The organism is Leptothoe sp. ISB3NOV94-8A, from assembly GCF_043421595.1.
GTDB lineage: Bacteria > Cyanobacteriota > Cyanobacteriia > Phormidesmidales > Phormidesmidaceae > Leptothoe > Leptothoe turfae.
This window is the reverse complement of sequence record NZ_JAXSQW010000001.1, coordinates 1559401-1584246: the sequence shown is the minus strand read 5'-3', so window position 1 is coordinate 1584246 and position 24846 is coordinate 1559401. Positions and strand designations below refer to the sequence as shown.

Sequence of the window (24846 nt, the reverse complement as noted above, 5' to 3'; positions counted from 1 at the left end):
AATCAGGGAATTGCCCTACATCTTGGAGGGTGTACCGCAGTCCCCCCCTACATGGCAACGTTATTTTTTACCCTTAAAACGATGGTAGATCTGGCCTCGACTCGATAGGTTTTATCCTTCACCATAGGGGCAGCATCCAGGGGACAAAAATCTTCTGGAGACGGCAGTGCTGTATCGATAATGCGGTGCCAATAATCGTTATTGTCTAAGGGCGGTAGCTCAAAACTCAGGGGCTGCCAATAGGCATTGAACGCCACATATAGATGTTCATCGTGCTGGGGGTGGCGTAGCGTAAACGCCAAACTGTGGGAATTGTCACCCCAATCAGGCTGACCTAAACGCACACCATGCCAAACAATGTGGGGAGACTGACTACCGTAGGTCACCTCTAACAATTGTTCCTGCTTAAAAATCTCAGTGGTTTGGATAAAGTCAATCAGCCCTGTGACAAATCGCAGTAAAGCCGCTTCTTTTTCCACGGCATCCCAATCAAACCAGCTGAGACCATTGTCCTGACAGTAAGCGTTGTTGTTACCCAGCTGGCTGCGGCGCACTTCGTCGCCCATTAACACCATTGGAGTCCCTTGGGACAGTAACAAGAGGGTAAACAAGTTTTTAATCTGCCGTATCCGCAATGCCTCTATATGTGGGTTTTGCGTGGGTCCTTCCTCACCACAGTTCCAACTATGGTTATCGTTAGCACCGTCCTGGTTATTCTCACCGTTGGCTTCATTATGCTTATGGTTATAAGACACCAAATCATTCAGGGTGAATCCATCATGACAGGTGACAAAATTCACACTGCGATTAATATCAATCCCCTGTCTGCTGTAAATATCGGGACTGGCTAAAATGCGATCGGCCAACAGCTTGACGGTTGCATTATCGCTTTTAACAAACCGGCGAATATCATCTCGAAATGGCCCATTCCATTCTGCAAACCAGTCTGCCAGGCCTACAAATTCGCCAACATGGTAAAGTCCAGCCGCATCCCAGGCTTCAGCAATCAGCTTTGTCCCCGCTAAAGCCGGATCAGATTCAATCACCCATAAAATATTGGTAGATGAGATGTCACCCGCGGGGGGTTGTCCAATATGATCCCGCGTCAATATGGAGGCTAGATCAAAGCGAAAGCCATCCACATGCATTTCGGCAACCCAGTAGCGTAAACAATCTAAAATCAATCTGCCACTAATGGGATGATTACCTTTAAACGTATTACCGCAACCACTGTAATTACGATAATACTCAGGAGACTCTTCTAACATGTAGTAAACAGAATTTTCCAACCCTCGAAATGATAAGGTGGGTCCTGTATGATTCCCCTCCGCCGTATGGTTAAAGACAACATCTAAAATCACCTCAATGCCTTCTCGGTGCAGCGCTTTGACCATATCGCGAAACTCATCCAATGGCCCTAGCGGATCGCGACGAGAACTGTAGCTACGGTGAGGGGCAAAAAAACCAAGGGTGCTGTATCCCCAGTAGTTGGTGAGCCCCGGTTTAGCATCCTCAGCATCAAAGTAATGAATAGGTAACAGTTCCACCGCTGTGATACCTAAGGACTTGAGGTAGGGTATTTTTTCCATCAGGCCAGCGTAGGTGCCACGCTTTTCGGGAGCGACTCCGGAATTTGGATTGCGGGTAAAGCCTCCCACATGGAGTTCATAAATAACAGTGGCAGAGTAGGGGGTGCAAGGGTGGACGTCATTTTCCCAATCGTAGGTGGTCAGATCGGCCACCACTCCCTTAAGGGCATGGGCGCAATTATCTCCAGGGCCAATGGCAGCAGAACGGTTATACCTCTCTTCACCCACCAAGGCTAGGGCATAGGGATCAAGCAAAACCTTACGACCGTCAAAGCGCAATCCTCGCTGTGGCTCAAACGGCCCATGGACTCGGTAAGCATAGATTTGCCCAGCACCGATATTTGCTACAAAAATATGCCAGTAGAAAAAGGTTCGATTGTGTTGTGGGTCAAGGCAAATGATATGGGCTGGCTGTGGGTCGTTGGCATGATCAAATAGCAACAACTCTACAGAGCGAGCACTTTTGGAGAAAAGACTAAAGTTCACACCGTCAGGTTGAACCGTTGCGCCTAAAGGGTAACTCTGCCCTGGTGAGAAATAAAGTTCCATGGTGATGACAGACCTAAATCAGCAGCGTGCGGTACGGTATGGAAAACGTCAGAAGAATCATGGGTAATTTATGGAACTGTTGGAAGTTGGACTGGCCGCAATTGTTAGGGTACTTCAATTGGGTTTTGAAGCTATTTCAGTATTGTGCATTTTACTAGGGCTAATTGCCTGCCTCAGACTGGTGCTCGTTCAACCCAAACGATTGTATACTCCACCGTTTATCGATATTCGACTGACTTTGGGGTCCTGGCTAGCCCTGGGGTTAGAATTTCAGCTGGGAGCCGATATCCTGGGTACAACAATTGCTCCCTCCTTTGAGGCCCTGGGCCAGCTAGCCGTGATTGCGGTGATTCGTACATTCCTAAATTTCTTTCTTAGCAAAGAGATTGAAGCTGAGGTCAAGATCAAAGGCTAAAGCTTATATATATCAACAAAGCTAGTGCTGATGGCATTTTGAATGTTTTTGCTGCCGCGCTAATCACGTTGCTTTTTTCGGCTGAATCATAGGCAATAGCTCTGCATTTAGCTCAAAACTTAGCTAGTGGTTAGCTCAAAACTTGAAGCAGCGATATATCCCCACTGGAGCCCCTGCCAACCCTAAGGGTTTAGAGCAGGCTCAAGCTCAAGCTTATAAATTGGAAGTTTAATGAATTGAATACATAGCAGTCGCCACTAACGTTACTCCCTTGTTGTCCTACGTGACGGGTGCATGACAATGCCAATGTTACACATAGGAAAACCCGCTAATAGTTCAATGGCGTACATTAGCGGGCCGATGTCCCTACTATGGCGAATCTCAAGGGCAGCGAACATACCGAAAAGTTCAGGTTTATTCAGGTAAATGTTCAGGTTTGTTCAGGTCTGATGGGATTGTGTGATCCATTGCCCAATATGCTGTGATATGGCACATGCCTGGCATCTGTCCTCAACGACAAACATGAGCTCTATGGCTCTCTTTGGCTATGCCACTTGCCTCAATATTTTCCGCCCTGCGTTGCTAAGATCCGTCCATGGCAAACCTGTGTCCATCGGCTGGGTCGGTAAGTGTCAGGAAGTTAGCCCTAGGTACTGTAGCCATAGATGGCAGGCATACTGCCTATCTTTGGCTATGCCACTTGCCTCAATATTTTCCGCCCTGCGTTGCTAAGATCCGTCCATGGCAAACCTGTGTCCATCGGCTGGGTCGGTAAGTGTCAGGAAGTTAGCCCTAGGTACTGTAGCCATAGATGGCAGGCATACTGCCTATTCAAATTCCTATAACAAAGCAGCCCCCAGTGCTCAGTACATCGGGGGTTATTTAATGCATGTTGATCAAGTATTGTATTTTATACAGTTTATCCCCAAGTATCCCACAGGGCTGTGGAAAAGGGACAGCGTCAGCCTTGGTTAGGGAGTGAACGGACGTGCAGTGCTATAAGTGGTTGCATTCAGCAGCTAAGATGTCCTATTAAACGAATAATTGGCACTTTTCCGCAAATTCTGAGTCTATACCTACATCTTTTTACCAAAAAAGCCTTTAACCTTCAGGGTTGACGGCCTGAATTAAAGTTTGTACTGTGGCAACTATTCTAATTGTTGAAGATGACCCCCGAATCGCAGCCTTTATATCAAAAGGATTGAAAAAAGCAGGTTATCAAACCCAGATAGCATCAGATGGAAATCAAGCTCTACCTTCAGCTTTATCAGGAAAATTCGACCTTATATTGCTAGATTTAGGACTACCTGAAATAAATGGCAGGGAAGTTTTAAAGGAAATCCGTGCGCAAGCAGTGCAGATTCCTGTGATTGTTGTGACAGCTCTTGACAATGACGAAGTTCGAGAAGAAATTCTCTCCTTAGGGGCTCAAGCATTCATTGCCAAGCCTTTCCGGTTTAACAGTCTATTGACTTGTGTTCGTTCTCACACACGGTAGTGTGGCGAATGAGGAGCATCTGATATCCAGATTCATGAACGACCCCATCTTATAGAAGGCGTGATCTCAACCCCTCAAACCCAATAAGAACTTGAGGTATTGTGAACACCTGAAAGGTACGATCGCTCTCTACAGATCTGGGCACCCTGGATGCACGAATGTAAATATTCGTAACATAATTCGAAATCGATAAAATTTAGCACCTTTATTTTTGAGATGCCTTTAGGTAGGCTAGGCGATACATTGGCCTGAGGGCTTTGTTTGGTCGGTCTTACTCCCTAATCCTCTGGGCTTATAGGACGCATGGATTTAGATCAACAGCTTAAACAATTGGCTATAGAGGCGCAGCAGCATCCTCCCCAAACCCCCGAACGGCAGTGTGCATTGGCTCGTTTGGTCGATACTATATATCGCTCAAAAAAGTTAGTGCGTCCCTATTCAGGTCAGTTTTATGGCCTGTATGAGGATATTTATGCGGAGGCGCAACAGCAATTGTTTCTCTATCTATGTGAGGATATTAGCCGTTATAACCCAGAGTTAGAAGTGCTGCAATGGGCCAATTTTCTGATGAGAAAGCGATTCTTTATTGAGGCGAGTCGTGATTTTATGCCGGTTGCCCCTAAAGGAATGGATCGTTCTCAAGTCAAGCGCATTACTTTGGATGCTTTGGATAAACAGGAGTCGCTGGAGTTGAGATCGCAATCCAACCCATCCCTATCTGAAGAAGTGATCCAGTGCATTCGTGACGATCGCGATGGTTTGTTTAAGGAAACCCATATCCGCAACAAACCCGCAGCCAACTTTCAGCATCTCGCCCTCAGATTTTTAGGTGGCTATTCCTGGAAAGAAATCTCCGATGAATTAGGGGTTAAAGTCGTCACCCTCAGCTCCTTCTACTTACGTTGTCTAACCAAATTTGCCCCCAAATTTAAAGAGTACTTAACCACCCACGCCAACTAGCCCCACTCCCCCACTCCCCCACTCACCGTTTCTTTCAACCACTGTGCGATCACCCCTACTCAACCCTAGAACAATGACCACTCACTGCCAGCCAACAAAATTTAGGATGCCGCTGACTGACCGTTTTCACCACATAGCCCAGCAATTTTATCAGCATCACAGCGATCCTCAAAAGGCAAAACAGGTTTATCTCAACACCCTGAGTTTACAAACCGTGAGATTTTATCTGACCTGTCTTGCCATAGAGACTGACCTGGAACAAAGTATCAGCTGGAATCCTACATTACAGGTGCTCAGTAATGCTGCAGATTTGTGGGTAACTGGGGTCGGTCGTTTAGAGTGTTGCCCAGTGTTACCCGAACAAACTGCCTGGACTATCTCGGAAGATGTGTGGACAGATCGCGTGGGCTATGTCTTTGTTCAGCTGGATAGTGAGTTAACGGAGGCTACACTGCTGGGATTTCTGACTCAACTGTCAGAGACACCGGTAACAATCCAGCAACTACAGCCCATGGATCAGTTCCCCGCTTACCTGGCTCACAATGTAGTGAAGCAGACAGCTCCAAAGGAGCAGCCATCCGCATTGCTACAGTGGTTAGACAATGTAGTCGATGAGGGCTGGGCCAGTCTCGAACAGATTTTTGCTGACTGGCAAACCCAGATGCCCGCCTATAGTTTTAGAAATTCGTTGGCGCATCAAGAATTAATGGAGCAAGTGGCCAAAGGTGTTAAACGAGGTAAATTTTTAACCTTTACGCCAGGCACTCAGGTCTTATTTTTGGTGGGTATTGCCCCGGCTGATGATAGTGTTGCCTTTGACATTACCGTGGAGCTTTATCCAGCAGGGCAACAGGCCCATTTACCGCCATCTCTACATTTGATGGTGATGGATCAGGCCAAAACACCGGTTTTGCAAGCAGAAGGTCGCCAAAGTGAAGGGTTAGAGTTTCAATTTAGTGCTGAACCGGGTGAAAATTTTGCCGTCCAAATTAGTCTTGATCAGTCAATACTGACCGAGCAATTTGCTATTTAAAAATCTGCCATTGCTGAGTCTCGGCAGGATGTAATCTGAAAGATACTGATTTAGAGCGATACTACCAGATCGATTTATCCCCTACATCAGCAACGGCAAGAATCTTATATGTACGTGGCACAATCACGGTTGAATTTGACTGACCCATTATATTAGAGGTCAGTGGTGCCAAAAAGACTATGGCTGGACGGTGGGTAGTTCTAGAGTTAGAGGGAGATTTGGCTACCTCAGGGTTTCGGACAACCCTGGAAATTCAGGCTGAAAATGAACCGCATGCCTTAAAAGTAAAAGGATTTTTACCCCCCAATCCAGGGATGTTGGCCCACCTGCATCGCCACTGGCAGGATGCCTATCGCCCCTTGGGTATGCCGCTACGGATCAAAGGCCACAAGATTATTCACAAAGGATTTATCAATCAGCGTCTGGTGGATTGTCAACAGTCAGCCCAGGTACTGTGTAAATGTTTTCAAACTTGGTTAAATTCTGAGTCTTTTCAACCCATTGATCGGCGTTTGCGAGAAGAACTGAGCCGGGATGACACCATTCGATTGTTGATTCGCACTCAGAATGTTGATGTTCAGAAACTGCCCTGGCATGAATGGGATTTCTTTGATCGCTATCCCTATGCGGAAATGGCCCTGAGCACCCCCGAATATGAGGCCGTACGTCCTTCTGTTAAGTCAACCGTATCTCATCCGGTCAGAATCTTGGCTATTTTGGGCCATAGCCACGGTATTAATATAGAAGCCGATCAGCGTTTACTGGCTGGACTACCCCAGGCAGACGTCTCATTTTTAGTGGAGCCTGATCGCCAACAGTTAAACGATCGTCTGTGGGAAACGCCCTGGGATATTTTATTCTTTGCTGGCCATAGCGAGACCTATCGGGACCAGGGACGGATTTTTATTAACCCCACCGATAGCCTTACCCTGTCGGAGCTACGCTATGGCTTGCGCAAAGCCATTGATCAAGGCTTGCAGCTAGCAATTTTTAATTCCTGTGATGGATTGGGGCTGGTGCAGGCGTTGCAGCAGCTATCGATTCCCCAAATGATCGTCATGCGAGAACCTGTGATCGATCAGGTGGCAGAGGCGTTTCTCAAATACTTTTTAGAAGCCTTTGCCCATGGAGAATCGCTGTATTTGTCGGCGCGCCAGGCAAGGGAACGACTACAGGGGCTGGAGCATCAGTATCCCTGTGCCAGTTGGTTGCCGGTCATCTATCAAAACTTTCTCACCCCTCCCCCTGACTGGCATACGCTGCAGGGTAAACCCGCTGCCCTACCGGCGGCACCCACTGCATCCCACCGATTTAACTGGTTGCAACCGGTTTGGCTTAGTTTGGTGGTGACAATCATGGTCTTGATTGTGCAGCATTTGGGTTGGTTGCAACCCTATGAGCTGGCAGCGTACGATCATTTGTTGCGATCGCGACCCGCTGAAACCATTGATTCTCGCATTTTATTGGTGGAGGTCAACGAGACAGATTTGGATGAATTAGGGGGGTATCCCCTCTCAGATGCGGTACTAGCCCAAACGGTGGATGTACTACAGGAATTTGAGCCAGTTGCGATCGCATTTGATATGCATCGATTTCGCCCCAGGGGAACAGGCCGACAGGCATTGATCGATCAGTTTCGCCAGCATTCTAATCTATTCACTGTCTGCGCCTACGATATGCCTGGACAGGATTATGGTTCACCCCCTGAGTTCTCAGACGAGCAGCAGATTTCCCAGGTGGGGTTTAGTGATTTTCTGTTGGACTCTCCTTTACAAATCTCCCAGGGCCAACCCAACGCAGTAGCCACTGCCCTGACATTGCAACAAGTCAATAATGTGGTTCGCCGCCATCTGATTTCCTATTCGCCAGCCTTAGTTTCCACCCGCCCCAGTTGTGCTACACCCTATAGTTTGAGTTTTCAGCTCGCCTACCGGTACCTATCCCAAGCAGGTGTTACACCACTAAAAACTAACGAGAATAACCACTGGCAATTTGGTGCCATTACTCTTCGCCCCCTGTCCCGTCGGTTTGCCGCTTATCAAAACCTGGACGGTCTCAGTAGCCAACTCATGCTGAACTACAGGGCGGCTCAACCAGGGCAAGCAGTCTCCCTCGATTCAGTATTAACAGGACAGCTGAACCCAGATATGGTGCGCGATCGCCTAGTATTAGTCGGCTATACCGCTGCGGTCGCCAAGGATAACGTTAATACTCCCTATGGAGAAATGCCCGGTGTTTGGGTCCACAGCCACATGGTCAGTCAGCTGCTTAGTGCCGCTCTAGACCAACGACCGCTGATCGGTAAACTACCCCATTGGCAAAATCTACCCTGCTTAGATGGTCTTTGGATTTTAGGATGGTCCCTCCTTGGCAGCCTATTTACCAGCTGGTTATATAACCGACCCCCATTATCGTTCAAACTCATCATCCCCCTAGGATTGACCTTTGGCCTCATCTCTCTATACTGGGGCTTAGAACGAGTGTCCGTGACAGCGATTACCCAGGGTTTATGGCTCCCCTTTATGTCTGCCATTTTTTCCGTACTTTTGGCCATCTGCTGTGTAGCCTTCATGATGGAACTATCAAAAAAACATCGCTGATCAGAATTTCAACCCATAGATGATTCTGGCAATTTAATTGAAATACGCCTATATCTGTTCTGTTGCCCCCGGAATTTAAGATGACTGTTTGGAAACTCGTTATCGTATCTAGCCTGTTAATAGGGAGTTGGAACTTTCCCATAACAGCAGCCCCAGCTCAATCAATCAATCAGACAACCGTTAGCCAGCGACCTCCGGAACCGCCCTCTACCCCCCTACCCCCCAATCGCACAACACCAGGGGGTGGCTTAAATCCACTGGCATCCTCATGTCATGCATTTAATGAGGATCTACGGGCGCTTATTCCTGTTGAAAATCCTGTTTTGACCACAGCTTCCCAGCCCACGTTTTTATTTTTTAATCCGTTTGCAGCAGACCAAGTACGATATGGAGAATTTTCCTTACTCCTATGGCCCGGAGAACAGCAGCGTCATTACCATGTTCGTTTTACCTTACCTGAGTCTCCCGGAATTGTCAGCGTGACGGTTCCCTCACTACCGGAGTATGCCTTAGCAGAAGATCAGCCCTATCGTTGGTATTTTCAGCTATATTGCCACGACAATATTAATGACCAACCCGACTTAACAATTACAGGTTCGGTGCAACGAGTTGCCAGCACCCCTGAGCGAGACCAACAAATTCAGGTAGATGCCCCGAACATTTGGTACGACACCCTAGCGAGAGTGGCTGAGCAGTTACAAGAGTCTCCCCAAGACCCACAAATCCAAGAAAACTGGAATATGCTATTGCAGTCTATCGATGCTACAGAACTCTCTACCGCACCCTTTTCAGGTCCAGTCATCACCTTAGAAAACTGATACAAAATCCCGAACCAAAATGCATAACCCTGTAGGGGCGTTGCCTTGTGCACGCCCTGGGATATGGCATGCAATTAATCAAACAATTCTATAGGGGCGTTATCGTGTGCCCGCCCAAAGACATCGCAGCTTCTCCATAAACTTATGTAAACAGTTTAGATATTTGCAGATTTCCCCTTCTCATTTTTTGAGACCCCTATGGACAACACAAAAGCAATCTGCATTTGAAATACAGTGCGCTAGCGTCCAAATACACACTAGTTTAACCGCACATTCGCTTCTGGAGAAATTTACAATGTCGCTTGAACAAACTCAGGGGCTTTGGCTTTTTACAACGATGGCCCTATGTATAATTTTGCTTTGCCCTGTGCTTTATTGGGCAATGACGTTATCACCCACAAGATTGTTATTACAGGAGACTGAAGGAGTTTCTAACCTATGAAAGCAGGTGGTAAGAACATTGACCTGCCGCTTGAAACGCTGTATGTAGGTGACCAGGGACCCATGGTGATTCAACTGCAAGGGAAGCTGCACGAACTGGGTTTATATAACGGCAGATTAACAGGTCAATTTGACGACCAAACTCAGCAAGCTTTAATTGCTTTTCAAGATCAATATGGCGTCATTGAAACAGGTTTTATGGGCACTAAAACCTGGTATGCCCTCACCTTTTGGAGTCAGGAAACTGACATTCAGCTTTTTCCTGAGGCCTTAAAACAGTTTTTCTACAGAGTTAGATATATTGTCTCCACCTATGCAGACAAACTAACACTACTGGCAAAGTAAGTTTGCCACACTGTCTCCACCTATGCAGACAAACTAGCACTGCTGGCAAAGTAAGTTTGCCAAAATCTCATAATCCCAAAAATTTGGTATTGCTGCTCCTCCAGATGGCTTTAGCTATCAGACATCATCAAATAATAAGGGTCTAGATCAGCCCATCTCTTAAATTAGCAATCGTAAATTGCTTCTCTGAACCTTGAAAGCACTGTATTACTTAGGTTCAGGTTGCTTGGCTATGCTTGCTTAAGGTGATGCCTTTGAGTATGCCACGGTTTAACAAGTGGCAAAAATAAATCAAAAATTGAAAATAGGAGAATTAATCATGTCAACATTAACTGTTCCTCGATTAAATGATGAACTGCTAAATCGCTGCGCTGAACGAGCTGCCACCTACGATCGTGAGAACCGATTTTGTCAAGAAGATTTTGATGAGTTAAAAGCCGCAGGTTATTTGTTGCTGACAGTCCCTCCCGAGTTTGGTGGCAAAGGGTTAACCCTGGCTGAAATGGCTAAGGAAACCCGCCGTCTTGCTTACCATGCCCCTGCTACAGCGGTCTGTTTGAATATGCACCACTATTGGGTTGGGTTAGCGGCTGATTTGTATCGGTCTGGTGACCATTCAACCGATTGGATTTTAGAGCGAGCGGCGCAGGGTGATGTCTTTGCCGCCGGGCATGCGGAAAGTGGCAATGATATTCCGCTGCTCTACTCCACAACAACAGCTACTCACGTTAAGGGTGGCTACCGATTCCAGGGACGGAAATCCTTTGGCAGTCTGACACCGATTTGGGATTGGCTGGGCATTCATGGCATGGATGCCAGCGATCCTGATCATCCCAAAATTGTTCATGCTTTTATGCATCGTGACACTGCTGGCTACCACATCAAACAGACCTGGGATGTGTTGGGGATGAGGGCCACCCGCAGCGATGACACTATTCTAGAGGATGTGTTTATTCCAGATAATTATGTCTCTAGGGTGGTGCCAGCTGGTTTTGGTGGTGCTGACTATTTTGTGCTGTGCGTTTTTGCCTGGGCCTTGATGGGTTTTGCCAATGTGTACTATGCGATCGCACAGCGCGCCTTAGACCTCACACTGGAAGCCGCCAAGAAGAAAACGTCTATTGCTCTACAACATCCCATGTCTCACCATGCCGAGATTCAACATGGTATTGCCGATATGATTCTAGAATTAGACACCATTGGCCCCCACATCGAAAAAATTGCTGAAGATTGGTCCAATGGCGTAGATCATGGAGGCCAGTGGCCGGAGAAATTAGTCTCCGCCAAATATCATGCCGTCGAAAGTTCCTGGCAGATTGTGGATCGAGCCCTTGACCTCTCCGGCGGCTTTGGCATGTTCAAAAAGAGCGAGCTCGAACGCCTCTTTCGAGATGCCCGAGCTGGACGGTTCCACCCAGCCAATTCGGCTCTCACCCACGAAATTGTTGCCAAAATTGGCTTGGGCATCAACTTAGATGAACAACCCCGCTGGGGTTAGACAATTGCACATAAATAAAATCCCAGTCAAGCAATAGTGTCTACAAGAGTCCTCCCGTTACCAAGGGGAGGTGCCGTAGGCGGAGGGGTCTCGATCGTTTGCGCCAGTTATCCAAACCCCTCCCTGACGGTTCCCCTTGGTAACGGGAACCAGATATCGCTAAGCCTCTCAAAACAGTAGGTTACTTACCCGCACACCCATTATATATAGATGCCTCATATCTTAGCCAGACCACCTCCTTAGCAGCAGAAGCTTTTAACCGTTTCTGAAAATGCCAACCATATTATCTTCCAACAACTTTCTAAATCATTTAAGGAGCCTACTATTATGTCTTTACAACTTGGCGATACCGTACCGAACTTCACCCAACAAACCACCGAAGGTGAAATCAACTTCTACGACTGGGCAGGCAACAACTGGGTAATCTTATTCTCTCACCCAGCGGACTACACCCCAGTTTGCACAACGGAATTGGGCCGAGTGGCCACACTCAAGCCTGACTTTGCCCAACGTGGGGCCAAGGTGATTGCCCTCAGCGTTGATGGGGTTGCCTCTCACCAGGGCTGGATTAGCGACATCAATGAAACCCAAAACACAACCATTAACTATCCCATCATTGCCGATGAGGATAAAAGCGTTTCCGATCTCTATGGCATGATCCACCCTAAGGCTAATGCCAAAGTGACCGTACGGACTGTGTTTATCATTGATCCCAACAAAACCCTGAGACTGACTCTGACATATCCTCCTAGCACTGGTCGCAATTTCAACGAAATTCTGCGGGTGCTTGACTCCTTACAACTCACTGATAACTACAGTGTTGCCACACCTGTGGATTGGGAGAGTGGTGAGGATGTGGTTGTGTCTCCTGCAATCTCTACCGAGGCTGCCAAGCAGACGTTTCCCAAAGGCGTTACTGAGATTAAGCCCTATCTGCGCATGACGCCCCAACCCAACAAATAGTCCCTAGAACACCGGTCCAATACTGTTGAGAAACCCCTTAAACAGCGTTGGGCCGATTATCCACATTTTTTATATTGGCCTCTAATTATGACACTAACACCAACAGCTCCCCCCCATGCTCATCCTAATGAATGTTCAACGCTCAACTCTAACCGGCAAGCAATTGTGATCGGCGAACGACCTTTGACCATTCGCCAGGTTATACAGGTCGCTCGTCACCATACCAAAGTTCAAATTAGCCATAATGAGCAGGTTTTACAGGGAGTACATGGCTCGGCTGAATATATCGCCCAGGCCGTTAGTTCTGGACAACCGGTCTATGGGGTCACCAGCGGTTTTGGTGGCATGGCCAATGTGGTCATTTCCCCTAAGCAAGCCCAAGATCTACAAAACAATCTGATGAGATTTCATAAGGTTGGGGCTGGGCAGAATCTACCCAAGACCCACGTGCGTGCTGGTATGTTGCTGAGGGCAAACTCCCATCTCTATGGAGCCTCTGGCATTCGCTTAGAGTTGATCAAGCGCATTGAAACATTCCTCAATACCAATGTCACCCCCCATGTCAGAGAGTTTGGCTCCATTGGGGCTAGCGGTGATTTGACTCCCCTGGCCTATGTGGCGGGTTCTCTCGTCGGGTTAAGTGAACAGTATAGGGTTGACTTCCAGGGAGAAACGATGCCAGCGCCTGAAGCCCTTAAACGATTGGGCCTACCCCCATTAGATCTGCAGCCCAAAGAGGGATTGGCCATGATGAATGGGACGGCCATGATGACGGGCATCGCCGCCAACTGTGCCTATGATGCCAAAATTCTGTTGGCCCTATCCATGGGCATGCATGCCCTGGCAATTCAAGGGTTACAAGGGACCAATCAGTCATTTCATCCCTTTATCCATCGCCATAAGCCCCACACCGGGCAGCTATGGGCTGCTCAGCACATGCTTGATCTGCTGTCAGGATCCGATCTTATTCTGAATGAGCTTGATGGTGTGCATGACTACCGTGGGGAACAACCGATTCAGGATCGGTATTCGTTACGGTGTTTGCCCCAGTACACCGGCCCGATTGTAGATGGCATTCAACGGATTACGGAACAGATTGAAACCGAGATTAATTCTGCTACGGATAATCCTTTAATTGATGTGGCCCAGCAAGCAAGCTATCACGGCGGTAATTTTCTGGGCCAATACATTGGCACGGCCATGGATAGCCTGCGCTATTACCTGGGTTTGCTGGCTAAGCATTTAGATGTACAAATTGCCATGCTGGCCATGCCAGAATTTAATAATGGTCTACCGGCATCTTTAGTGGGCAATCCGCAACGACCCGTGAATATGGGGTTAAAGGGGCTGCAAATCACTGGAAATTCCATGATGCCCCTGTTGACTTTCTATGGAAATTCTCTGGCTGATCGGTTTCCCACCCATGCTGAACAATTTAACCAAAATCTCAATAGTCAGGGGTTTGGCTCAGCCTATTTGACCTGTCAGTCCATTGAGATTTTTCAACAGTATATTGCGATCGCACTCATTTTTGGAGTGCAAGCCGCGGATTTACGAACCCATCAGCTTGCGGGTCATTATGATGCATCCCAACACCTATCCCCTGCATCGCAACACCTGTATTCAGCTATCCACACAGTTGTTGGAAAATCTCTCTCCGCCGATCATCCTTACATCTGGAATGACGACGAACAGGCCTTAGATGAACATATTGCCCTGATTGCCGCTGACATCGCCGCTGAGGGGCACATTGTAGCTGCCATTGGCCCAACAATCTCTAGTTTAAATTAGCTCTCTTTTAATTTATAACCATACCGATGGAGGTCACCCATGACGTTGCATCAATCTATGCATCAGCCCCATGAACTTGTGGGCAAACATCTGGTCTATACCTACGACAATGGCTGGCAGTATGAGATTTATGTCAAAAATAAAAACACCTTTGCTTATCGCATCCATAGCGGCATTGTGGCCGGTCGCTGGGTAACCGACCAGCAGGCAGATATTGTCAAAATTGCCGAGCACACCTTTAAAATCTCCTGGGATGAACCCACGGGCACCATTGTTTGCGTCACCATTAATCTCGCCCAAAAAGAATTACACGGTGCTATTTTCTTACCCCAATGGATAGAACAGGATCCCCAAAAGACCGTTTGTTATCAAAATGAACACCTTGAACGCATGTATCACTATCGTAAGCAGGGACCCACCTATCCCAAAATGATTATTTGTGAGTTTGCCAAGATTTTCTTTTTAGAAGACTGTGGTCCCGATCGTGACGATGTGATCAACTGTCCGCCCGGTGAGCTGCCAGCCAGTTTTCCACAGGTTAAAAGTGTGGCTTGACCGTGACAGTTAATCAGTATAGGGGCGCATTAGTGCGCCCTACCAGAGATTTTTGATCATGAGAATTGCAAAAGATATTACTCAACTGATTGGGAATACACCCCTGGTAAAACTCAACACCATTCCCCAGACAGAAAACTGTCTGGGCCAGATTGTGATGAAGTTAGAGGGCATGAACCCAGCCAGTTCTGTTAAGGATCGAGTAGGCTTGAGTATGATTCAGGCGGCGGAAGCCGCAGATCAGATTCAACCCGGAAAAACTGTTTTGGTGGAACCCACCGCAGGCAACACCGGCATTGCCCTAGCCATGGTAGCGGCGGCCAAGGGTTATCGACTGATGCTGACCATGCCAGAAACCATGAGTCTAGATCGGCTCACCCTAGTGCAGGCCTATGGTGCAGAAATTATACTCACCCCTAGAGAAGAGGGTATGAGGGGGGCCATTGCCCAGGCCCAGGTGCTGGTGAAAACCTTGCCAGATGCATTTTTATTAAATCAATTTCAAAATTTTGCTAACCCCAGGATTCATCGGGCAACCACCGCTGAAGAGATTTGGCGAGATACGGAAGGGCAGGTTGACATCCTCGTGGCTGGTGTAGGAACAGGGGGGACGATTTCGGGTATCGCCGAAGTGATGAAAGCTCGCAAACCCTGCTTCCAGGCCATCGCCGTTGAACCTGAGCGCAGTCCAGTGCTATCGGGTGGAAAACCCGGTCTCCACAAAATTCAAGGGCTGGGGGCTGGCTTTATTCCCACAATCTTGCGCACCGACCTGATCGATGAGGTGATGACGGTGTCAGATGAAGATGCGATCGCATATGGTCGTCGCCTTGCCCATGAAGAAGGTTTACTCTCGGGCATTGCCACAGGTGCCGTGCTCTCAGCAGCAATCCAAGTCGCTAAGCGCCCTGAAAATGCTGGCAAGTTAATTGTTATTCTTCAGTCCAGTTTTGGTGAAAGATATCTACGCACCGATTTGTTTATAGACCTTAATCATGTTGAAAAAAGATTGCCGGTGTCATTAAAGACTAATCCAGTAGCCGTATCTTGCCCGTAACATTTATCTATAAGCACATACTGTTAATTTACGGACTTTAAGTCCTTAGTGTATTGTGTGGGTAGAAATATTCGAGCTGGAATCTGTCTTTTGTACTCTTTGTTACAACGCTGAGTGCACTATGAAATGGATGGGGGTAAGCGTTTGCATGATGCATCGTTTAATAATAAAGGTTCTTGTTGGTGGTGTGGCGATTGTGCCATTGCTGGTGGGGCAGTTTGGGCCTCAAACCCTTGCCCAAGTTACCCCCGATACTACATTGCCGATCCCCTCTAACGTACCCGAAAATTGTAATGTCTGTACGATTAATGGCGGCACCGTTAGGGGAACTAATTTATTTCACAGTTTCCGCGAGTTTTCTGTGCCAACTGGCGGACAAGCTATTTTTAATAATGGTTTACAAATAGAGACTATTTTGGGCAGGGTTACGGGAGAGTCTATTTCTAATATTGATGGTTTGATTCGAGCCAACGGTACTGCCAATCTTTTTCTACTCAATCCCAATGGCATTATTCTGGGACCCAGTGCACAGCTGGAGATCGGCGGCTCCTTTTTAGCAACAACGGCTGACGCGATTGAATTTGATGATCAGCGAATCTTTAGTGCAACAAACCCTGGAGACTTTCCTTTATTAACCGTCAGTATGCCAGTGGGGTTAGCGTATTGGACCGACACCCCACAACCGATTACAAGTGCTGCGACTGTTGCAGTTGACCCATCTCAAAGCCTTATTTTAGCTGGCGGTGACATTGCTCTCACAGAGGGACAATTATCAGCTGTAGGGGGACGGGTTGAGCTAGGAGGTTTAGCAGGTCTTGGAACCCTTGGACTAGCCATAGATAACGAGGAAATTCGTCTGACGTTTCCAAGTCAAGTGGATCGCGGCAATGTGTCGATGAATAACGATGCTAGGGTTGATGTGACTGCTGACAATGGCGGTGACATTGTTGTATCTGGTCATGATGTCAGCCTGATAGGAGTTAGAACAGGACTATTGGCTGGCATCGATTTCTTCTCGGGTACCTCAGACAGTCAGGCGGGGGATATTGTCATTGATGCTACCGGCAGGGTCACACTTGATCAAGGAAAGCTATTCAACGAGATTTTGCAGGGTGCTACGGGTAATGGTGGCAATATCACCATTATGGGTCAAGAACTGCACCTCATCAATGGTGGACAACTTGTTGCAACATCCTTTAGTGCAGGCAATACTGGCAAAATCACATTGGATATCCAAAACTTGATTTTGGTTTCTGGTGTAGGCAGAGATAGCAACGGCGTTCCTTTACCCAGTGGTTTTAATAGTGTCGTTCGCCAAGGAGGAGTAGGAGAGTCAGGAGGTGTCGATATTACTGTTAGGAACGGTTCTCTAATCATCAATGATGGTGCGTCAAACAGTGCCACTGTTGTGGGTGACGGCATTGCCGGGGACATTAATATTCAGGTTAGTGATGCTGTCATTGTGGATGGAGTGAATGAGCTAGGTTTCCCTAGTGCTATTGGCAGTACTCTGCAAGTTGGAGCCAGGGGGCGCGGTGGCAATCTCACCATTATTGCAGAAACGGTAGCTATTCGTAATGGAGCTAATATTTCAGTAGCAACTGCAGGATTTGGCGACGCTGGAACGCTTACCATTGACGCGCAAGATATCGTATTGGATGGCTCGGACACCTTTATAAAAGACTTTCCAGGAGATAATGAGCGAGTTGGAGGTATTCTGGCCGATGTGCAGCGTTCAACCCTGTTTCCAAATGCCCCTCCTGCGGAAGGTCAAGGTGGAGATATCACTCTGATCAGCGATACCTTGACCATCATGGATGGGGCCATTGTTCGAGCCAGTACCGCCGGCATTGGTGATGCTGGTCGGATTACTGTTCAAACCAATGACCTGATGATTCAGGGTGAATCTGCGGGTGGAGCTCCCAGCGGGATCTTTAGCGCTGTCAATGATACCGGTAGAGGAGAAGGAGGCAGTATCAGAGTAATCACTGATTCTCTGCAAATTCTAGACGGTGGCACTATTAGCGTTGATAGTCGGGGCGAGGGCGAGGGGGGTGATATTCAAGTCACGGCTAATACGGCAATTCTGAAAGATGGTAGCGAAATCTCTGCAGCAACTAACGGCAATACAGGGGGAAATATTAATTTACAGATTGAAGATTTTCTGCTCTTACGGAATGGCAGTTTGATGTCTACCAATGCAGGGATAGAAGACGGAATCGGTGATGGCGGCAACATCTCTATTAATGCCCCAGAAGGCTTTATTATTGCGATCTCTGAAGAAAACAGCGACATCACGGCAAATGCATTTCAAGGGCGGGGAGGAAATGTCGATATCACGGCGCAAAATATTTTTGGCATCAGGCCTCGTCCGAGACGGACACCGTTGAGTGATATTACAGCAAGCTCCGAATTTGGCATTAGTGGTACGATTGAGATCAACAATCTTAGTGTTGAACCTGAGCAGGGAGTCACCTCATTGCCAGCTGGTTTGTTAGATTCTTCTCAGCTAATTGCCCAGGGTTGCGATCCCACAGCAATCGCCGCCCAAGGAGAGTTTTACACATCGGGTCGAGGTGGGATTACGCCTTTAGGAAGCAATGTTCTGAGTGATGCTGAGGTATTGGACGATTTACGATTCCCCTATCCTTGGACCGAGTCTACTGCGATTACAGAAGCAGAGAGTTGGTTTGTGAACGATACGGGTGATGTTATCTTAACTACGTCACCGCCTGGACTATCCCATAGCAACTGTTGGAGACAAAAGTAACAAGCATAAAGCTCGGGAAAACGACATGAGATGGTGTTTATTGATTGGCTTAATAAGCCTTGCGATTACTTTGGTGACACCAGCTGTTATGCCAACAGCTATGGATGTTGCTCTGGGACGTACAAATGTCTCGTTAGCAGCTGCGTCTCCTCAAGAATTACTAAAAAAAGGGTTAGCCTATTATGAGGCTGAACACTATGCCCAAGCAATTCAACAGTGGCAGCAAGCAAACCTATCCTTCAAAACCGATCCTTGGGGACAGGCCCTTATCCTCAGCTATCTCTCTCTGGCTCAGCAGCATTTGGGTCTGTTAGATGAGGCTAGTCAAAGCTTACAGGATAGCCTGAGCCTAATTGATCCGGTTGATTTACGGACAATCTCAGCATCTCAGGCTGTGATTTATGCCAAGGTTCTTAATACCCAAGGCAAACTACGGTGGCTGCAAGGAGATGCCGATGTTGCTTTAGCCCATTGGCGATCAGCAGCCCAAACCTATGGACAAGCGGGAGATGAAGCAGGGGTCGCGATCGCACAAATCAATCAGGCTCGCGTATTGCAATACCTGGGCCTCAACCACCAGGCCAAAACGTTGTTAGAAACTGTTTATCAAGGCATTCAGCAACAGCCCAACAATGATCTAAAAGCGGCAGGGCTATACAACTTAAGTAGTGTGCTGCGACAAATTGGTGACTTAGACACGGCTCTCAGCTTACTGCAAGAGGGAATCTCATTAAACACCCAGCCCAGTCAGACAAGTAATCTCTTTTTAGAGTTGGGGAATACAGAATGGTTGCTGGCCCATCGCGATGGAACCATTGGGCGTCAGGCAGAGGCAGAGCAACATAGTCAATCTGCCCAAGCAGCCTATCAACAAGCCATAGACACCAATAACTCTCCATTGGCTCAGTTAAACCTGTTCCGATTATGGGTTGAGCGTAACCAAATAGCCCAGGCAATACAGCTATTACCCCAGGTGCAGCAGGCTATGAAGCAATTACCTGCTAGCCGCTCTGCAATCCATGCCCATATTCACCTGGCTGAGAGCTTGATGAAAGTACAATCATCTCTCACAGAGAGTTCTAGCTCGGTTATTCATACAACTCTACAGCCAAAAGAAATTGCCAAGCTGTTATCCAAAGCTATTCAGCAGGCTCGTATCCTGAAGGATCAACGGGCAGAAGCCTATGCCTTGGGGCAGTTGGGAACGCTGTATGAACACATGGAGCAATGGGCCGATGCCCAGCATCTAACACAGCAAGCATTGCTCACATTAGAAACCGTAGATGCCCCTGAAATTCGCTACCGTTGGGAGTGGCAACTGGGCAGATTACGACAACAGCAAACCGATCGCCAAGGGGCAATTCAGGGCTATAAATCGGCTATCAGAAGCTTGCAGCAGGTTCGTAACAACTTGCTGAGCGTCAATACAAATGTGCAGTTCTCCTTTCGCGATCATGTGGAGCCCGTTTATCGTGAATATATTGAGCTGTTGCTCTCAGACCATGACGAACAGACGCAGCCCTTAGAGGAGGCGATCCAGACGGTTGATCAGCTACAGCTGGCGGAGTTGGAAAACTATCTGGGCTGCACCCTTGATGCTAGAACTGTGGATCAAGTGCAGGATGACCAGACTGCCATTCTGTATCCAATCATTTTGATCGATCGCATCGCCATGATTGCCCAGTTACCTGGCAAAACTCTGTACCGGGAGACACTGATTGCTAAAGAAACAGCGGACACCACCCTGCTAGCTTTACAGGCAAACTTAGCAAATCCCAGTAAAACACCTGAAGTATTGACCGATGCCCAGACCGTCTATGACTGGCTGATTCGGCCCTTGGCAACGGACCTGAGCCAGGCGTCCATCCAAACCCTTGTATTTGTGTTGGATGGGCCCTTACGAAATATTCCCATGGCGGTGCTCTACGATGGCGAACAGTATGTGATTGAAAAGGGATATGCGATTGCGATCGCACCCCGACTCCAGGTATTCACACCCGAGACTGTCAATCCATCACTGCGGGTTCTCATGGGGGGTGTGGAGCTATCTCAGGAAATTAAACAAACCCAGTTTCCTGCCATTGCTAAGGTGAGAGAAGAGCTAGACGGTATTTCCCAATATGTAGATAGCAGCAATGTGTTGCTCAATGAATCTTTTACCCATCAAAATCTGCAGCAGCAGTTAGAAACAGGTAATTTTTCCGCCATCCATTGGAAAACCCACGGTGTTTTTAGCTCTGATCCAGATGAAACCTATGTCGTCGCCTACGAAGAACAGATTTCAGCCCAAGACCTAAACAATCTGATTTGGCTAGGCAGTCGAGGCGGTGTCCACCCCCTTGAACTTGTTGTGCTGAGTGCCTGTGAAACCGCCCAGGGGGATAAACGAGCAGTCCTAGGATTGGCTGGCCTAGCGGCTAGAACAGGCACCCGTAGCGTCCTATCAACCCTATGGATTGCCCAAGATACACCCAACACCCAATTCATGATCCGTTTCTACGAATTATTGACTCAACCAGGAATGTCAATTGCTAATGCCGTACGTCAGGCACAGTTGTCCTTAATTCACGACTACGGATACACAACCCCCTATATTTGGGCCAATTACCTGCTCATTGGTAGTTGGTTGTGACATTCCATACCTTAGGCTCAATGCCCTCAAGGTCGTCGACTGTGACGACTATGTGTTAGAAACCTAGCACATAGTTATCGTTATCCAGATCTAACCCATGGCCCCTTCAAAATTCAGTGAACTGTCTCCAACAACCTATGCTGATGCCCTTCTAGGACGTGAACAGTTTATGGATATGGGAATCAGGGAAATGTGGCCCCATATCCCCCGAATTGCCGGGCCAGCGTATACTGTCAGCTGTGCTCCAGGCGATAACCTGATGCTCCATGCAGCCATCTATCGAGCAGAACCAGGTTCCATAATTGTCGTAAAAGCCGGAGACATAGACTATGCTATATCCGGTGGTAATGTTTGTGCCACAGCTCAAAAAAGAGGTATCGTTGGTTTTGTTATTGATGGTGTGATTCGTGATGTGGCAGAAGTCCGTGAGCTACGGTTTCCGGTGTTTGCTCGCGGGGCAATGCCAATCCCAGGTAAAAAACAAGGGTCAGGCTCCTTACAAAGCACAATCATTTGCGGTGGTGTACAGGTCGATACAGGAGATATTGTTGTTGCTGATGAAGAAGGAATTGCAGTTATCCCAGCTAAACAACAAGAGACTATCTGGGATATGGCTAAGCGACGGGCAGAGAAAGATGCAACCCAATCTTTAGAAGAATGGGAGAAAAATCACCGCGCTAAGGTTGAGAGAATCTTGCAAGAGATCGGATTTAAGGGGTGATTGTACGTGACTAAAGAACACAGCTCAACCGTCCTAAAGCGTGATAGATTTTAGGCGTAACAAGTCGCAAGATCAACATCCAGGGGAATGCTATGGGCATCATGTCCAGCTAATTTTAGCTTATTGAGAATCTGCTCAAGATGTTGATGCCCTCGGATCAGTAGGGAAAATTCTAAAATTGCAGATTGTACCGGTAGACCGGTAAACATCCGATGGTGCTCTACCCCAACAATATTGGCCTGGGTTTCAGCAATGATCTGAGATACAGCTGCCAAAGCGCCAGGAATATCGCGAATATTCACCTGTAGCCGCACTAGACGCTGATCTCTTACTAAACTACGTTGCAAAATTGAAGCAAGAATCAGTAAATCAATATTGCCTCCACTGAGAACAATACCCACTGTCTTCCCAGAGAATTGTTTATGCCTCTTTAGCAGGGCCGCTAACCCCACCGCACCAGCCCCTTCAACCACGGTTTTCTCAACTTCTAAAAGCAGTCGAACCGCCTGTTCAATGTCTGTTTCTTCCACCAGGACAATATCATCCACCAGATTCTGAACGATGGGTAATGTCAAACTACCTGGGGTTTTGACGGCAATCCCCTCAGCAATTGTGCTGTAGCCAAAACAAGGCTGTTTGCCAGCAATTGCCTGATACATGGATGGATAGCGAGTAGTTTGCACACCAATGATGTGGATACTGGGACGCATCTGTTTAGCCGCAATGGCAATCCCAGCAATTAAGCCACCGCCGCCGATAGGGACAATGATGCTGTCAAGGTCAGGACAATCCTTGAACATCTCTATGGCAACAGTTCCCTGCCCGGCAATAATAAACGAATCATCGTAGGGATGAATTAAGGTAAGCTGACGTTCCTGAGCCAGTTTTTGGGCCAGGGTTTTAGCTGCATCCAGGGTGTCGCCATACAGATGTATCTCTGCACCAAAGCTTTGGGTGCGTTCAACTTTGACACTAGGAGTGAATTGAGGCATGACAATTACGGCTGGAATGCCTAACCGTTGGGCATGGTAAGCAACTGCCTGGCCATGGTTGCCTGCTGACATGGCTACGACACCTTGCTGCTGCTGTGTGGTCGACAGCGACAGCAGTTTGTAGAGGGAACCACGATCTTTGAAAGAACCAGTAAACTGAAGATTTTCAAATTTTAATGCCACTCTTGTCTTGGTCAGCTGTGAGAGTTTGGTGGAGTAGACACAAGGGGTATGGACAATGCCTGAGTGGATTTGCTGAGCAGCCTGGCGAATTTGATCGAGGGTAATGGTCATCGGCAGTTCCTACAATAGCTACGGCAAGACTATCGAGTGAGGTCCATGTCTGCCAGTGCTGCCAACAGACGATTGATCTCAGCTAATGTGTTGTAATGCACTAGACCAATCCGTAACAGTCCACCTTGATCTTCAACTCCCAGTCGTTGTGTCAAATTTAGCGCATAAAAATTGCCATGCCACGTAAAAATTCCTTGTTCTCCTAATGTTTTTGCCATAGCTGCTGGGGGATGCTTTGTCATGCGAATTGCCACTGTTGGCAAACGCCACAGTATCTGTTCTGGTGCAGTAATGCCATACACTGTTATCCCTGGCAGCTGTAACAGTCCCTCGATCAATATCTGACAAAGTTGTTCTCCAGAGTGACGAATTGCCGTCATCGCTGCGAATACAGCCCCACGACGATTGCTCACCTGGGGAGACACAAGCCGTCCTAAGTCTGCTAGGTATTCTATAGCAGCAGTCACACCGGCTAATCCTTCATGGTTCTGGGTACCGGTCTCCCATCGATCGGGAATCACATCTGAGGCTGGTCTCACCTTATAGGGGTGCAACCGCTCCAGGTGTTCTCGTTTGCCATATAAAACCCCCATATGGGGACCAAAAAACTTATAGGGAGAACAAACCAAAAAGTCACAGTCGAGCTGCTGGACATCGATGGGTCCATGGGCGGCATAGTGGACTGCATCCACATAAACCCAGGCTCTAACATCATGGGCGAGTTGAATAATTGTTGGCAAATCATTGAGGGTACCCACCGCATTGGATGCATAGGTGATAGCTAAGAGGCGAGTACGGTGATTAAGCTTACTGATTAAATCTTTAAGATCTAGGATGCAGTTTTCAGGATGTATGTCGACGGTGTGAACGATGATACCCTGTTCTCTTAATGCTAACCAGGGAGCTACATTGGCATCATGGTCTAAACAGGTGACTAAAATCTCATCCTCTGGAAGGAGCTCACGGCCAATGGCACGACTGATGGCAAAGGTGAGGGTGGTCATATTGGGGCCAAAGACAATTTCGTTAGGGTTACATCCCAAAAAATCAGCCAGGGCCCCACGGGCCGCTGCTATAACCTCATCGGTACGCTGACTGGTGATAAAAGCGCCATGGGCATTGGCATTGCTGTGGATGAGATAATCTGTCATGGCATCCATCACCCGTTGAGGCACCTGGGTGCCACCGGGACCATCGAGAAAGGCGATCGGACTACCATTCATTACCTGAGCCAGGGCGGGAAACTGGGGACGAATCCAGTCTAGGGGTAAAGTGGCGGTGTCAGAAGCGGGAACAACAACAGATTGAGACACTGGAAATACTCC

18 protein-coding genes are annotated in these 24846 nt (G+C 47.7%); 15 read left to right on the top strand and 3 right to left on the bottom strand.

The features are described from left to right. Window positions 1-47: 47 nt before the first annotated feature. Complete coding sequence (gene glgX, locus SPB21_RS06920; protein ID WP_499059062.1) at window positions 48-2138, bottom strand: glycogen debranching protein GlgX; 2091 nt, start codon at window positions 2136-2138, stop codon at window positions 48-50. 70 nt (window positions 2139-2208) lie between these two features. On the opposite strand from glgX, the gene SPB21_RS06915 reads away from it, so the two are divergent. The 15 genes from SPB21_RS06915 to SPB21_RS06845 all read left to right on the top strand — a co-directional run bounded on the left by SPB21_RS06915 (window position 2209) and on the right by SPB21_RS06845 (window position 22235). Next, window positions 2209-2553, top strand: a complete 345-nt coding sequence (locus SPB21_RS06915) for a DUF1622 domain-containing protein (RefSeq protein ID WP_163701389.1) — start codon at window positions 2209-2211, stop codon at window positions 2551-2553. Window positions 2554-3694: 1141 nt separating this feature from the next. Next, on the top strand, window positions 3695-4051 hold the full coding sequence (locus SPB21_RS06910) for a response regulator transcription factor (protein WP_499866065.1): 357 nt from the start codon (window positions 3695-3697) through the stop codon (window positions 4049-4051). 303 nt (window positions 4052-4354) lie between these two features. Further along, complete coding sequence (locus SPB21_RS06905; protein ID WP_163666613.1) at window positions 4355-5011, top strand: sigma-70 RNA polymerase sigma factor region 4 domain-containing protein; 657 nt, start codon at window positions 4355-4357, stop codon at window positions 5009-5011. A gap of 73 nt (window positions 5012-5084) precedes the next feature. Beyond that, window positions 5085-6044: a DUF1822 family protein gene (locus SPB21_RS06900; RefSeq protein WP_499059065.1), complete on the top strand. Its 960-nt coding sequence runs from the start codon at window positions 5085-5087 to the stop codon at window positions 6042-6044. A 179-nt stretch (window positions 6045-6223) separates the two neighbouring features. Beyond that, entirely contained in the window at window positions 6224-8644 is a 2421-nt protein-coding gene (locus SPB21_RS06895) for a CHASE2 domain-containing protein (protein WP_499866064.1), read from the top strand. A gap of 80 nt (window positions 8645-8724) precedes the next feature. Next, on the top strand, window positions 8725-9462 hold the full coding sequence (locus SPB21_RS06890; RefSeq protein ID WP_499866063.1) for a DUF928 domain-containing protein: 738 nt from the start codon (window positions 8725-8727) through the stop codon (window positions 9460-9462). 438 nt (window positions 9463-9900) lie between these two features. Next, on the top strand, window positions 9901-10248 hold the full coding sequence (locus SPB21_RS06885; protein ID WP_499866062.1) for a peptidoglycan-binding domain-containing protein: 348 nt from the start codon (window positions 9901-9903) through the stop codon (window positions 10246-10248). Between the two features lie 319 nt (window positions 10249-10567). Further along, window positions 10568-11746, top strand: a complete 1179-nt coding sequence (locus tag SPB21_RS06880) for an acyl-CoA dehydrogenase family protein (RefSeq protein WP_499866061.1) — start codon at window positions 10568-10570, stop codon at window positions 11744-11746. 327 nt (window positions 11747-12073) lie between these two features. Further along, a complete protein-coding gene (locus tag SPB21_RS06875) occupies window positions 12074-12709 on the top strand; it encodes a peroxiredoxin (RefSeq protein ID WP_163666625.1) in 636 nt (211 codons plus the stop codon). Window positions 12710-12796: 87 nt separating this feature from the next. Then, complete coding sequence (locus tag SPB21_RS06870) at window positions 12797-14500, top strand: HAL/PAL/TAL family ammonia-lyase (RefSeq protein WP_499866060.1); 1704 nt, start codon at window positions 12797-12799, stop codon at window positions 14498-14500. A 39-nt stretch (window positions 14501-14539) separates the two neighbouring features. Beyond that, window positions 14540-15055, top strand: coding sequence for a phenolic acid decarboxylase (locus SPB21_RS06865; RefSeq protein WP_499059077.1), 516 nt, complete (start codon window positions 14540-14542; stop codon window positions 15053-15055). Window positions 15056-15113: 58 nt separating this feature from the next. After that, on the top strand, window positions 15114-16112 hold the full coding sequence (gene cysK / locus SPB21_RS06860) for a cysteine synthase A (RefSeq protein ID WP_499059078.1): 999 nt from the start codon (window positions 15114-15116) through the stop codon (window positions 16110-16112). A gap of 148 nt (window positions 16113-16260) precedes the next feature. Next, window positions 16261-18882, top strand: coding sequence for a two-partner secretion domain-containing protein (locus tag SPB21_RS06855; RefSeq protein WP_499059079.1), 2622 nt, complete (start codon window positions 16261-16263; stop codon window positions 18880-18882). A gap of 25 nt (window positions 18883-18907) precedes the next feature. Beyond that, a complete protein-coding gene (locus SPB21_RS06850; protein ID WP_499059081.1) occupies window positions 18908-21514 on the top strand; it encodes a CHAT domain-containing protein in 2607 nt (868 codons plus the stop codon). Window positions 21515-21611: 97 nt separating this feature from the next. Continuing rightward, window positions 21612-22235 (top strand): RraA family protein, encoded by a 624-nt coding sequence (locus tag SPB21_RS06845; protein WP_499059083.1) that lies wholly within the window; start codon window positions 21612-21614, stop codon window positions 22233-22235. A 50-nt stretch (window positions 22236-22285) separates the two neighbouring features. Here SPB21_RS06845 and SPB21_RS06840 read toward each other — a convergent pair whose 3' ends face one another. Both SPB21_RS06840 and SPB21_RS06835 read right to left on the bottom strand, forming a co-directional pair. Next, the gene (locus SPB21_RS06840; protein WP_499059085.1) at window positions 22286-23521 is read right to left on the bottom strand and encodes a threonine ammonia-lyase; all 1236 of its coding nucleotides are present in this window, start codon (window positions 23519-23521) and stop codon (window positions 22286-22288) included. Between the two features lie 29 nt (window positions 23522-23550). Then, entirely contained in the window at window positions 23551-24834 is a 1284-nt protein-coding gene (locus tag SPB21_RS06835) for a cysteine desulfurase-like protein (RefSeq protein ID WP_499059087.1), read from the bottom strand. Window positions 24835-24846 lie beyond the last annotated feature (12 nt).

Coding starts and splice junctions, on each gene's coding strand:
- SPB21_RS06865 (WP_499059077.1), top strand. CDS start 14,540: ATGACGTTGCATCAATCTATGCATCAGCCCCATGAACTTGTGGGCAAA.
- SPB21_RS06890 (WP_499866063.1), top strand. CDS start 8,725: ATGACTGTTTGGAAACTCGTTATCGTATCTAGCCTGTTAATAGGGAGT.
- SPB21_RS06845 (WP_499059083.1), top strand. CDS start 21,612: ATGGCCCCTTCAAAATTCAGTGAACTGTCTCCAACAACCTATGCTGAT.
- SPB21_RS06915 (WP_163701389.1), top strand. CDS start 2,209: ATGGAACTGTTGGAAGTTGGACTGGCCGCAATTGTTAGGGTACTTCAA.
- SPB21_RS06905 (WP_163666613.1), top strand. CDS start 4,355: ATGGATTTAGATCAACAGCTTAAACAATTGGCTATAGAGGCGCAGCAG.
- cysK (WP_499059078.1), top strand. CDS start 15,114: ATGAGAATTGCAAAAGATATTACTCAACTGATTGGGAATACACCCCTG.
- SPB21_RS06840 (WP_499059085.1), bottom strand. CDS start 23,521: ATGACCATTACCCTCGATCAAATTCGCCAGGCTGCTCAGCAAATCCAC.
- SPB21_RS06885 (WP_499866062.1), top strand. CDS start 9,901: ATGAAAGCAGGTGGTAAGAACATTGACCTGCCGCTTGAAACGCTGTAT.
- SPB21_RS06880 (WP_499866061.1), top strand. CDS start 10,568: ATGTCAACATTAACTGTTCCTCGATTAAATGATGAACTGCTAAATCGC.
- SPB21_RS06870 (WP_499866060.1), top strand. CDS start 12,797: ATGACACTAACACCAACAGCTCCCCCCCATGCTCATCCTAATGAATGT.
- SPB21_RS06850 (WP_499059081.1), top strand. CDS start 18,908: ATGAGATGGTGTTTATTGATTGGCTTAATAAGCCTTGCGATTACTTTG.
- glgX (WP_499059062.1), bottom strand. CDS start 2,138: ATGGAACTTTATTTCTCACCAGGGCAGAGTTACCCTTTAGGCGCAACG.
- SPB21_RS06875 (WP_163666625.1), top strand. CDS start 12,074: ATGTCTTTACAACTTGGCGATACCGTACCGAACTTCACCCAACAAACC.
- SPB21_RS06900 (WP_499059065.1), top strand. CDS start 5,085: ATGACCACTCACTGCCAGCCAACAAAATTTAGGATGCCGCTGACTGAC.
- SPB21_RS06855 (WP_499059079.1), top strand. CDS start 16,261: ATGATGCATCGTTTAATAATAAAGGTTCTTGTTGGTGGTGTGGCGATT.
- SPB21_RS06895 (WP_499866064.1), top strand. CDS start 6,224: ATGGCTGGACGGTGGGTAGTTCTAGAGTTAGAGGGAGATTTGGCTACC.